Annotated in this window: 11 protein-coding genes; 10 read left to right on the top strand and 1 reads right to left on the bottom strand. The window is 64.6% G+C overall.

Going from position 1 to position 11,958, the window contains the following annotated elements:
- The first annotated feature begins 24 nt into the window (after window positions 1-24).
- The 7 genes from lpxK to CBW66_RS09060 all read left to right on the top strand — a co-directional run bounded on the left by lpxK (window position 25) and on the right by CBW66_RS09060 (window position 6,308).
- Window positions 25-1,080, top strand: a complete 1,056-nt coding sequence (gene lpxK, locus CBW66_RS09090) for a tetraacyldisaccharide 4'-kinase (RefSeq protein WP_086138828.1) — start codon at window positions 25-27, stop codon at window positions 1,078-1,080.
- A complete protein-coding gene (locus CBW66_RS09085) occupies window positions 1,061-1,237 on the top strand; it encodes a Trm112 family protein (protein ID WP_010395789.1) in 177 nt (58 codons plus the stop codon). The genes lpxK and CBW66_RS09085 overlap by 20 nt, the downstream gene beginning before the upstream one ends.
- Window positions 1,238-1,239: 2 nt before the next feature.
- The gene (gene kdsB / locus CBW66_RS09080; RefSeq protein WP_086138827.1) at window positions 1,240-1,995 is read left to right on the top strand and encodes a 3-deoxy-manno-octulosonate cytidylyltransferase; all 756 of its coding nucleotides are present in this window, start codon (window positions 1,240-1,242) and stop codon (window positions 1,993-1,995) included.
- A 243-nt stretch (window positions 1,996-2,238) separates the two neighbouring features.
- Window positions 2,239-2,895, top strand: a complete 657-nt coding sequence (adk, locus tag CBW66_RS09075; protein ID WP_086138826.1) for an adenylate kinase — start codon at window positions 2,239-2,241, stop codon at window positions 2,893-2,895.
- Between the two features lie 195 nt (window positions 2,896-3,090).
- Window positions 3,091-5,214, top strand: a complete 2,124-nt coding sequence (locus tag CBW66_RS09070) for a sodium-translocating pyrophosphatase (RefSeq protein ID WP_086138825.1) — start codon at window positions 3,091-3,093, stop codon at window positions 5,212-5,214.
- A gap of 199 nt (window positions 5,215-5,413) precedes the next feature.
- On the top strand, window positions 5,414-5,794 hold the full coding sequence (locus tag CBW66_RS09065; protein ID WP_086138824.1) for a hypothetical protein: 381 nt from the start codon (window positions 5,414-5,416) through the stop codon (window positions 5,792-5,794).
- A gap of 13 nt (window positions 5,795-5,807) precedes the next feature.
- Window positions 5,808-6,308 carry a glycine zipper family protein gene (locus CBW66_RS09060; protein ID WP_170932950.1) on the top strand — a complete coding sequence of 167 codons (501 nt, stop codon included), beginning with the start codon at window positions 5,808-5,810 and terminating at the stop codon, window positions 6,306-6,308.
- Here CBW66_RS09060 and CBW66_RS09055 read toward each other — a convergent pair.
- Window positions 6,305-8,362, bottom strand: a complete 2,058-nt coding sequence (locus CBW66_RS09055; protein ID WP_086138822.1) for a TonB-dependent receptor — start codon at window positions 8,360-8,362, stop codon at window positions 6,305-6,307. The two genes, CBW66_RS09060 and CBW66_RS09055, sit on opposite strands and share 4 nt — an antisense overlap.
- A gap of 278 nt (window positions 8,363-8,640) precedes the next feature.
- On the opposite strand from CBW66_RS09055, the gene CBW66_RS09050 reads away from it, so the two are divergent.
- The 3 genes from CBW66_RS09050 (at window position 8,641) to ggt (ending at window position 11,957) form a co-directional block, all read left to right on the top strand.
- Window positions 8,641-9,063, top strand: coding sequence for a hypothetical protein (locus CBW66_RS09050; protein WP_086138821.1), 423 nt, complete (start codon window positions 8,641-8,643; stop codon window positions 9,061-9,063).
- A 149-nt stretch (window positions 9,064-9,212) separates the two neighbouring features.
- Window positions 9,213-9,971, top strand: coding sequence for a 3-hydroxyacyl-CoA dehydrogenase (locus tag CBW66_RS09045; protein WP_070224603.1), 759 nt, complete (start codon window positions 9,213-9,215; stop codon window positions 9,969-9,971).
- A 210-nt stretch (window positions 9,972-10,181) separates the two neighbouring features.
- Window positions 10,182-11,957 carry a gamma-glutamyltransferase gene (gene ggt, locus CBW66_RS09040; protein ID WP_086138820.1) on the top strand — a complete coding sequence of 592 codons (1,776 nt, stop codon included), beginning with the start codon at window positions 10,182-10,184 and terminating at the stop codon, window positions 11,955-11,957.
- Window position 11,958: the final 1 nt, after the last annotated feature.

Genomic DNA, 11,958 nt, shown 5'->3' with positions numbered 1-11,958 from the left:
TACACCATTTTTATGTCTTCCCCCATGCCCACATCCTCCCCCGCCAAGCTTGAAACCAGATTGACCCGCGCCTGGCTGACGCGCGGGCCGCTGGCGTGCGCGCTGTGGCCTGTCTCCCTGTTGTTCGGCGCCCTGAGCGCCGTGCGGCGCGGTTTGTACCGGGCAAACATCCTGACATCGGCGCGCCTGCCCGTGCCCGTCGTCGTCGTCGGCAATATCTTTATCGGCGGCACCGGCAAGACGCCGCTGACGATCTGGCTGGTGCAAGCCTTGCGCGACGCGGGCATGCGCCCGGGCGTGATTTCGCGCGGCCATGGCAGCGCCGACCGTTCGCCGCGCGCCGTCACCGCCACCTCCACGCCGCAGCAGGTGGGCGACGAGCCGCTGCTGATCTTCCAGCGCGGCGGCTGTCCCGTGATGGTGGGACGCGACCGTGCGCAAGCGGGCAGGGCGCTGCTGGCCGCGCACCCGGACGTCGACGTGCTGGTGACGGACGACGGCTTGCAGCATTACGCCTTGCGGCGCGACGTGGAAATCGTGCTGTTCGACGGCCGCGGCGCGGGCAATGGCTGGCTGCTGCCGGCTGGCCCGCTGCGCGAATCGCCGCGTCGCCGGCGCGACGTGACGGTGATCAATGCGTCCGCGCTGGCGCCGGCGCTGGTGGACAAGGTCGCGCCCAAGGGCGGCCTGGTGGTACAGATGCGGCTCGATGGCGGCCTGGCCGAACGCCTGACAGACCGCAGCGAACGCATGACGCTTGCAACCCTGGCGGCCAGTGGCCGGCGCATCGTGGCGGCGGCTGGCATCGGCAACCCCGGGCGCTTCTTTGCCATGCTGCGCGGGGCCGGACTGGACTTCGCGGAACTGCCCTTGCCCGACCATCACGACTTTCTCGACCAGCCATTTGCGGCACTCGACACGGATGTGATCTTGATCACCGAGAAGGATGCAGTAAAATGTGCGCAAATTGAATATCTCAAAGATGACCCGAGACTGTGGGTCGTCCCCGTCAGTGCGCGCATCGATAGCGCGCTGGCCCAACAAATTGTGGAGAAATGTCGTGGACGCTCGACTGCTTGATATCCTGGTCTGCCCTGTTTGCAAGGGCCCGCTTGAACACGATAAGAAGGCGCAGGAACTGATTTGCCGCGCCGACCGCCTCGCCTATCCTATCCGCGATGGCATCCCCATCATGTGGGCGGACGAAGCGCGCACCCTGCAAGACGCAGTGGAATAACGATGGCGTTTATCGTCATCATCCCGGCCCGCCTGGCGTCGACGCGCCTGCCGAACAAGCCGCTGGCTGACCTGGGCGGCAAGCCCATGGTGGTGCGCGTGGCCGAGCAGGCGGCGCTCGCTGGCGCCGCGCGCGTCATCGTCGCCACCGACCATGAATCCATCCGCGACGCCTGCGCCGCGCATGGCGTGGAAGTGTGCATGACGCGCAGCGACCATCCGTCGGGCACGGACCGCATCGCCGAGGTGGCGCGCACCTTGGCGTTGCCGCCGGACGCCGTCGTCGTCAACCTGCAGGGCGACGAACCGCTGATCGATCCGGCCCTGCTGGCCGCCTGCGCGGCGCAGATCAGCTCGGCCGTCCCCATGGCCACGTGCGCCCATCCGCTGCATGACGTGCTTGAGGCCTTCAATCCGAATGTCGTCAAGGTCGTGCTGGACAAGGCAAACCGCGCCTTGTATTTTTCGCGCGCCACCATCCCCTGGCACCGCGACGGCTTCGCCCAGTCCCGTGAAAACCTGCCGCAAGGCTACGTTCCTCTGCGCCATATCGGCCTGTATGCGTACAGCAATGCCTTCCTGCAAGAATATCCGCAATTGTCCGCGTCGCCGCTGGAAGCGATCGAGGCGCTGGAGCAGCTGCGCGTGTTGTGGCACGGTTACGCCATCGCCGTGCATGTCACGGACTCGGCCCCGGCCGCCGGCGTGGACACGCCGGAAGATTTACAACGCGTCCAGGCGCACTACCGCAACCTGTAAGCGCTACCCGCAAAACGGCAGGCATGCAAATATAGTTTGTATGCCTGCAGCAAAAACCACATTTTGAAACGTCTGCTTCGCTAATTGCTGGCTTTGATCAATCAGGGCATAGCAATTCGACAGCAAACTGGCGTTCCGGGGATTTTTTGTGGTAAGTTTCGTAGGGAAAGATAGCCATAGCAACATCATCTAAAAATAATTACACATACCACCATCCAAAATCTGTTTTTTAGGAACTTTTCAATGCGTCTGATACTTTTAGGAGCACCCGGTGCCGGCAAGGGCACCCAAGCTAACTTCATCAAAGAAAAATACAACATTCCACAAATCTCCACGGGCGACATGCTGCGCGCGGCGATCAAGGAAGGCACGGAACTGGGCCTGGCAGCGAAAAAAGTCATGGATGCGGGCGGCCTCGTGTCGGACGACATCATGATCGGCCTGGTCAAGAACCGCCTGCAGGAAGCCGATTGCGCCAATGGCTACCTGTTCGACGGCTTCCCGCGCACCATCGCGCAAGCGGACGCCATGAAGGACGCCGGCATCCATGTCGACTACGTGCTGGAAATCGACGTGCCCGACGCATCGATCATCGAGCGCATGGACGGCCGCCGCAGCCACCCGGGTTCGGGCCGCGTCTACCACGTCAAATTCAATCCGCCCAAGGTCGACGGCATCGATGACATCACGGGCGAACCGCTGATCCAGCGCGACGACGACAAGGCGGAAACCGTCAAGAAACGTCTGGACGTGTACCACAACCAGACCAAGGTCTTGCTCGGTTACTACAACGATTGGGCCAAGTCCGGCCTGCCGGGCGCGCCGAAATACCGCCGCATCGCCGGCGTCGGTCCGGTCGAGCAAATCCGCGACAGCGCCTTTGCCGCTCTGGCGGAATAAGCAGTTTTTGAAAAGCGGACCTCAGTGTCCGCTTTTTTTGTGCCCGCTTTTCAGGCAGACTGCAAGCATGGCTGTATGCCTTACGTTTTCGTAGTTGAAGTTTTTTGCAGGTCGTGTTTTCCTGGCTGCGCGTGCCTACCCGGTGCGGTCTGCAGCTGTTGGCAATGACGTCGGATAAAAACAGAAGGGGACGATATGGCAGCCAGTTTGTGGTTTGCGGTAGCCTGCGGCGTGGTCGCAGTCATCTATGGTTTGGTGTCGCGTAGCTGGATCCTGCGCCAGGATCCGGGCAACGCGCGCATGCAGGAAATCGCGCTGGCCATCCAGCAGGGCGCGGCCGCTTATCTGGCGCGCCAGTACCGCACTATCGCGTTTGTGGGCGTGGTGCTGCTGATCGCCATCTATGTCTTGCTCGGCCTGCATACGGCGCTGGGCTTTCTGATCGGCGCCGTGCTGTCGGGCGCCTGCGGCTTCATCGGCATGAATGTGTCGGTGCGGGCCAATGTGCGCACGGCGCAGGCGGCCACCCTGGGCATCAACCAGGCGTTGAACGTGGCCTTCAAGGGCGGCGCGATCACCGGCATGCTGGTGGTCGGTCTGGGCTTGCTGGGCGTGACCCTGTTCTACTGGCTGCTGGTGACGACGGGCGCACCTGGCCTGACGCAGCATGACCTGATCAAGCCCCTGATCGGCCTGGCCTTCGGCGCTTCGCTCATTTCCATCTTCGCGCGCCTCGGCGGCGGCATCTTCACCAAGGGCGCCGACGTGGGCGCGGACCTGGTCGGCAAGGTGGAAGCGGGCATTCCCGAGGACGACCCGCGCAACCCGGCCGTGATCGCGGACAACGTGGGCGACAACGTGGGCGACTGCGCCGGCATGGCGGCCGACTTGTTCGAAACCTATGTCGTGACCCTGATCGCCACCATGCTGCTGGGCGCGCTGCTGATGGCCGAAGCGAGCAGCAATGCCATCATCTATCCGCTGCTGCTGGGCGCCGTGTCCATCCTCGCCTCCATCGTCGGCTGCTCGATGGTCAAAACGGCTCCGGGCAAGAAAATCATGTCCGCCCTGTACACGGGACTGTGGTGGGCCGCCGGCCTGTCGCTGGTCGGCTTTGCCGTGGTGACGTGGCTGCTGTGGCCCGACGACGCCATGCGCTACAAGATGCTGGGCGCCACCGTCGTCGGCATCGTGCTCACGGGCCTGATGGTGTACATCACCGAGTACTACACGGGCACGGACTTCAAGCCCGTGCGCCACATCGCCGAAGCGTCGACGACGGGCCACGGCACGAATATCATCGCCGGCCTGGGCGTGTCGATGAAGTCCAGCGCGTATCCGGTGCTGGCCGTCTGCATCGCCATCCTCGTCTCGTATCAATTGGCCGGCCTGTACGGCATCGCCATTGCGGCCACCTCGATGCTGTCGATGGCGGGCATCATCGTCGCCCTCGACGCGTATGGCCCCATCACCGATAACGCGGGCGGCATCGCGGAAATGTCGGGCTTGCCCGACTCCGTGCGCGCCATCACCGATCCGCTCGACGCCGTCGGCAACACCACCAAGGCCGTCACCAAGGGCTACGCCATCGGCTCGGCCGGCCTGGCCGCGCTGGTGCTGTTTGCCGACTATACGCATGCGCTCGAATCCGTGGGCCAGCACATCACTTTTGACTTGTCGAATCCGATGGTCATCGTCGGCCTGTTCATCGGCGGCCTGATACCGTACCTGTTCGGCGCCATGGCGATGGAAGCCGTGGGCCGCGCGGCCGGCGCCGTGGTGGTCGAGGTGCGCCGGCAGTTCCGCGACATCAAGGGCATCATGGAAGGCACGGCGCGGCCCGAATACGACAAGGCCGTCGACATGCTGACGGCGTCGGCCATCCGCGAAATGATCGTGCCATCGCTGCTGCCGGTGGTGGTGCCCATCGTCGTGGGCATGCTGCTGGGGCCGGCGGCGCTCGGCGGCCTGCTGATGGGCACCATCGTCACGGGCCTGTTCGTGGCCATTTCCATGACCACGGGCGGCGGCGCCTGGGACAATGCGAAGAAATACATCGAGGATGGCCACTTCGGCGGCAAGGGTTCCGACGCGCACAAGGCGGCCGTCACGGGCGACACGGTGGGCGACCCGTACAAGGACACGGCGGGACCGGCCGTGAATCCCTTGATCAAGATCATCAATATCGTGGCCCTGCTGCTGGTGCCGCTGCTGCCGGCCACGGGCTGGCTGGCCGTCAAGGCGCCGGCACCTGTCCACGCGCCCGTGCCGCCCATCCTGGCGCCAGCGACACCCGTGCAAAGCTTGCCGGCGCAATAAGCTGCCCGAACCCCTGCAGCCCCGTGGCGCGCGCCGCGGGGCTGTTTGCGTTTTGCGCTGCTGAAACTTTCCTGCCTTCCATATCCTCGGCGTATCAAAAGTGAGCAATTGTTACGGCAGCTTTGCTTGTGCCGGCTCCTTGCCAATAATGGGTGAAGCAGTGAGCGTTACAGTCTGACAGGGAAGGCAGGAGGATGTCATGGACAGCATCAACAGAAAGGGCGGCGCGCTGCTGGCGCTGCTGATATTGGCCGGTGTTGCCGGGTTGGCCCAGGCGGAGCCGGGCCGGCACGGCGGTTTCCACGGCCATCACGGCCACTTCCATGGTCATTCGCACGTGGGCGTCTGGGTGGGCTCGCCCTGGTGGTATGGGTATAGGCCTGGCTGGTATGGCGACCCGTGGTATGGCTATCCGTATGGGCGCACAGTGATCGTGCAGCCGGCACCCGTGTACATCGAGCAGGGCGGCGAGCCGACGGCGCAGATGTGGTACTACTGCGCGCGCCCGCAGGGCTATTATCCCTACGTGAAAAATTGCAGTACGGCATGGCGTGCCGTGCTGCCTGCCAGCGTGCGCTGACGGGGAGGTCAACATGAATACGAGAGCGTTAATGGGGCGTGCCGGCCTGCTGGCGCCGCTGCTGCTGGCCGCCTGCACGGTGATGCCGGAAGAGCCGTCGGCCATGGTCTTGCCTGGCACGGGCAAGAGTTTCGAACAGTTCCGCAGCGACGATCTGCAGTGCCGCGGCTATGCGAAAGGCCAGCTGGGCGGCAGCTCGGCGCAGCAGGCCGGCATCGACAGTGGCGTGCGCAGCGCGGCGCTGGGCACGGTGCTGGGGGCGGCGGCCGGCGCCACCATCGATGGCGGCCATGGCGCCGGCGTGGGCGCGGGCACGGGTTTGCTGTTCGGCGCGCTGGCTGGCACGGGCGCGGCCGACACTTCCGCGTACGGCATGCAGCGCCGCTACGATAATGCCTACCAGCAATGCATGTATGCGAGCGGCCACAAGGTGCCCGTCGCCGGACAGATGCTGAGCAGCGTGCCGGCCAATGCGGCCACGCCGCCGCCCGATACGCCGCCGCCCCGTTATTAGAACCGTGAGGTCAGGCCGACGAACATGCGCCGTCCCGGCACGTAGTAGTCGACCAGGCCATCGGCCATCGGGCCCTTCTTGAACAGGTTTTGCACGCCGCCGCGCACGGTCCACTGGGGCGTGACCTTGTACGATACGACCGTGTCGACGATGGTGTAGGCCTTGTCGGCCAGCTTGCCCGCGTCGAGTTCCTTGCCCGTGTACTGGGCTGACACTTCGCCGAACAGCTGGTCGTTGACTTGCCAGCCCAGCGCCGAATACCACGACAGCTTCGGCGTCGACAGCAGGTTGGCGCCCGTGGTCAGGTTTTTCGCTTCCGCCATGTAGGTCACGTTGTTACGCCAGTTCAGGTTTTTCGTCAGCGGGATGGTGGCCGTCGCTTCCAGGCCGCTGGTGCGCGCTTTCTGGATATTCGTCATTTTGGTCCACCACTGCTTCTGGTAAAAACCCAGCGGCGCGTAGTCGATCTTGTTCTTGAAATCCGTGTGGAAGTACGTCAGGCCCACGTCCCAGCCATTCTGTTCCCACGCCACGCCGATCTCGCCGGCCGTGCTCGTTTCCGGCTTCAAGTCCGCATTGCCGGCCATGTAGCAGCCGCCCGTGATATAGCCCAGCGGTTTGAGGCTGCCGCAACCGCGTCCGCCCGACTGCGTGGCCGCCGCCGGCGAGTTTTCCTTCAGGCTCGGGGCGCGGAAGCCTTGCGACACGCCGCCCTTGATGGTCCAGGCGGGGGCCGGGTGGTACACGAGGTACAGGCGCGGGCTGTAATGGTTGCCGAACTTGCTGTGGTGATCGAGACGCAGGCCGGCCGTGGCCGTCAGGTTTTCGCGCAGGAACAATTGATCTTCCGCAAACAGGGCCGAGGTGGTGCCGGACAGGGTGGCGCCGCTCACGGGGTTGCCCAGGTAGTCGGTGGGCACGGTGCCGATGGTGTCCGTGTTCGTCAGTTCCTGGTGCTTCCACTGGCCGCCCATCACCAGCATCTGCTCGATGCCGCCCCAGCCGACGCGTTTTTCCAGGCTGGCATCGAGCGTGCTGTCCTTGGATTTCGCGATCGTGCCGGCGACCTCGTTGTCGAAATCGTTGTGGTACAGGTTGACCATGGCCTTGCCGAAGTCCCAGCGGCCTTCATAGCCGATGCTGGCGCTCTTGCGTATCAGCTTGCTCGCGCCCCAGGCGCCGAACAGCGGGTAGCCGTCCGCGTCGAGCGTGGTCGAATCGGTGGCTTCCTGCCTGCCGTAGCTGGCGTCCAGCGACAGGTTCTGCTTCTTGTCCAGCGCCCAGTTCAGCTGGCCCGAGACAGTCTGGTTGCGTTCGCCGCCGATGCCGCCCGATTTGCCGATGGCTTTTTCATCGGCATTCTGGCGCGTCTGGCCCACGCCCAGGCGCATGCCCACCGTGTCCGACAGGGGACCAGCCAGGTTCACGCCCAGCTGGTGCGCCGTGCCGCGGCCGCTGTCCTGCGGCTGCGTGTAGTTGGCCGTGGCCGAACCGTTCCATTTGCCCGGCACCTTGCGCGTGATGATGTTGATCACGCCGCCCATGGCGTCCGAGCCGTACAGCGAGGACATGGGGCCGCGCACCACTTCGATGCGCTCGATCATGTCGGGCGAGATCCAGTTCAAGTCCTGGCGGCCCAGGTCCGGGCGGTAAGCCGTATCGGCCGAGCTGCCCACGCGCTTGCCGTCGACGAGGATCAAGGTGTATTTGTCGGGCAAGCCGCGCAGCTTGATCTTCGACTCTTCGCCCACGGGGCTGGTGCCGCCCGTCACGCCGGGGATGCGGCGCAGCAAGGTATTCAAGTCATACACGGGCTGGCGCTCAATTTCTTCGCGCGTGATGACGCTGATGCTGGCTGGTGCATCCTTGATATCGATGGACGTGCCCGATGCCGTGACGACCACCGTGTTCATGGTGGGATCGGCGGCCACATTGCCTTCGGCCCAGGCGCTGCTGACGGCCAAGGACAGCAGGCAGGGCAGGAGCAGAGTGGCGCAATGGATGGGGCGGGCGAGCGTAACAGGATGAATGAAGGCGGGACTGCGCTGGGTCATGGTGAACTTTCCGGATGGTGTTTTTTCCTGGCTGCCTTCCGGGTGGCTCGGGTATGAATGATTGAAAATGCAATAAACTGCGCTCCCATTCTACGAATGAGAATAAGAATCGTTCTTATTGTAATGCCATCCTGGCAAGAAGGAAAGTGCTGAAAGGAAATAAAACACCGTTACAGCGTGGGCATGGCCATTGCAAGCGTGAGAGTGTTACCTGCGCTGGCATCTGGCACGGCGTGTGCCAATAATGAAAGTTATGAGATCGATGCCTGGGAGGCGGCATGAAGACGATGATAAAAACGCTACTGGCGCTGGCCTGCGCCCTGGTGCTCGCTGGCGGCCATGCCTGGGCGCAGGAACCTGCTGCGTCCGATGAACTGCCCGTGTGCCGCCTCGACCCGCGCGACAGCAACAAGCTGGCCGTGGAACCATGCCGTCCGGCGCCGCCCGTGCAGCCGCGCCGTTCCGTGGCGCAGGTGATCGGCCGCATGCCGGCCCAGCCTGTGCCACCGGTCGTGCCCATGGCACCCCTGCCGCCCAGCCCGGCCGCGCCCATGCCGCGTGCGCCGCAGCCCATCGGTGCCTGCGACACGGGCGGATGCCGCGATGCGGCCGGCGCGCGCTACAACGGCGCGGGCAACGCCACGCTCGATGCGAACGGGCGCATTTGCCACCGCAACGGCGCTTTTATCCAGTGTTTTTAAGCCGGCCATACGCTGGCGCTGCAAGTTTTCGCTCGGTACGCACAAAAGTGGCTACAATTGTCGCCGACATTACGTTTACGTAAACGTAACTATGGCACCATGCAACCATCAGGCGCCGGGAACACGGCTCTTATCACTCAGGAGATTTTATGCAGATTCAGGACAATGTATTCATCATCACGGGCGGCGCATCGGGACTGGGCGCGGCCACGGCGCGCATGCTGACGGCGGCCGGCGGCAAGGTCGTGCTGGCCGACGTGCAGACGGAGGCGGGCCAGGCGCTGGCCGCTGAACTGAACGGCGTGTTCGTGCAGTGCGACGTGACGTCGGAAGAGGACGGCCTGGCCGTGGTGGCTGCGGCCACCAAGCTCGGTACCTTGCGCGGCCTGGTCAACTGCGCCGGCGTGGCGCCGGCCGTGAAAACCGTGGGCAAGGATGGCCCGCACCCGCTGGCCCTGTTCCAGAAAGTCGTCAACATCAACCTGGTCGGCACGTTCAATATGTGCCGCCTGGCGGCCGACGCCATGGCGAAACAGGACGCGACGGCGGAAGGCGAGCGTGGCATCATCATCAACACGGCGTCCGTGGCGGCCTACGATGGCCAGATCGGCCAGGCGGCCTACGCCTCGTCGAAGGCGGCCGTGGTGGGCCTGACCCTGCCGATGGCGCGCGACCTGTCGCGCAACGGCATCCGCGTGATGACGGTGGCGCCCGGCATTTTCGAAACGCCCATGCTGCTCGGCATGCCGGCCGAAGTGCAGGATGCGCTGGGCAAGATGGTGCCGTTCCCATCGCGCCTGGGCAAGCCCGGCGAATACGCGCAACTGGTGAAAGCCATCGTGGAAAACGTCATGCTCAATGGCGAAACGATACGCCTGGACGGCGCCATCCGCATGCAGCCAAAGTAAGAGCACCTGGACAATGCCCAGGGCGTTGCTGCATGGCCCGGGCTTGCCATGCTTTGTACTATTCGTACTGTCTTCGGCCTCGCGCCTAGCCCTGGACATCGCCAGGCACTCTTACGAAGGCAGTCCCCTAATGGGCATTTGATGTAGGATACCCCCGTATGGGGCGTACGGCCTTGCCTGGCTGTGCGCCCTTTTTTTATCGGAGAATCCATGATCGCATTGAAGCCGCTGGCGCTGAGCCTGACCTTGCTGGGGGCGTTGGCCGCCAGTCCCGTATTTGCCGAAGTGCCGCAGAAGGCGCCGGAAATCGCCACCGCGTATGCGGAAAAAAGTGGCTGGGCGGCGCAGAAATTCATGGTCGCCGCCGCCAATCCGCTGGCCGCCGATGCCGGCTACCAGATGCTGAAACAGGGCGGCAGCGCCATCGACGCGGCCATCGCCACGCAGCTGGTGCTGACCCTGGTCGAGCCGCAATCGTCGGGCATCGGCGGCGGCGCCTTCTTGCTGTATTCGACGGCCAAGGGCGTGCAGGCCTTCGACGGGCGCGAAACGGCGCCTGCTGGCGCCGATGAACACCTGTTCCAGAATGCGGACGGCAGCCCCGTTTCGCGCGCCACGGGCGTGGTGGGCGGGCGTTCCGTGGGCGCGCCGGGCGTGCTGCGCATGCTGGAGCTGGCGCACAAGGAGCATGGAAAGCTGCCGTGGGCGACCCTGTTCGGCCCCGCCATCAAGCTGGCGCACGGCGGCTTTCCCGTCAGCCAGCGCCTCAACGGCTTGCTGAACTGGGACCAGGCCCTGAAGCGCGACCCCGTCGCCGCCGCCTATTTCTATGACGGCGAGGGCAAGGCCTGGCCCGTCGGTCACGTGCTGAAAAATCCGCAGCTGGCGCGCACCTTGCGCGAGATCGCCCGCGGCGGCGCCGACGCTTTTTATAATGGCCGCATCGCGCGCGATATCGCCGCCAAGGTGGCGTCGCACCCGACCAATCCGGGCAAGCTGACGGCGCAGGACATCGCCGGCTACAAGGCCAAGGTGCGCGAGCCCGTCTGCAGCGATTACAAGGCCTGGACCGTGTGCGGCATGCCGCCGCCATCGTCGGGCGGCATCGCCATCGCGCAGATGCTGGGCATCCTGGAAGTCAAGGATATCGCCCCGTACCGGCCCATCGACGGCGTGCCCGATGCGCAGGCGATTCATCTGTTCTCGGAAGCGGGGCGCCTGGCCTACGCGGACCGCAACCGCTACGTGGCCGACACGGATTTCGTGCCGCTGCCGGGCAAGGGCATCGCCTCGATGCTCGACAAAACCTACCTGGCGCAGCGCGCCTCGCTGATCGGCGACAAATCCATGGGTAAAGCCTTGCCCGGCACGCCGCCCGGCATGCAGGTGGCGTGGGGCATGGACAACGCCTTGCAGCGCCCGTCGACCTCGCACCTGGTGGCCGTGGACGCCTTCGGCGGCGGCCTGTCGATGACCACCAGCGTGGAAGACGCGTTCGGTTCGCGCCAGATGGTCGACGGTTTTTTGCTCAATAACCAGCTGACGGATTTCTCGTTCGATTCGCGCGATGCGGACGGCCCGATCGCCAACCGGGTCGAAGCGGGCAAGCGCCCGCGCAGCGCCATGTCGCCCACCCTCGTGTTCGAGAAGGGCACGCACAAGCTGGTGCTGGCCACGGGTTCGCCCGGCGGCTCGTCCATCATCAATTATGTCGCCAAGGTGCTGGTCGGCACCATGGACTGGGGCTTGAACGTGCAGCAGGCGATCAGCCTGCCGAACTTCGGCAGCCGCAACGGTCCGACGGAACTGGAAAAGGGCCGCGCGCCGTCCGCCCAGGTCGAGGCGCTGCGGGCCATGGGCCACGAGGTGCGCGTGATCGAACAGAATTCCGGCCTGCAGGGCATCATGCGCCTGAATGCGCATGGCAAGGATTTCTGGTTTGGCGGGGCCGATCCGCGGCGCGAAGGCATGGTTCGGGGGGACTAAT

Origin of the sequence: Janthinobacterium sp. GW456P (assembly GCF_002127655.1) — a bacterium.
In the GTDB taxonomy this organism is placed as follows: domain Bacteria; phylum Pseudomonadota; class Gammaproteobacteria; order Burkholderiales; family Burkholderiaceae_D; genus Janthinobacterium.
Note: the sequence above shows the minus strand (reverse complement) of the source record. Positions and strands in the feature narration are given on the sequence as shown.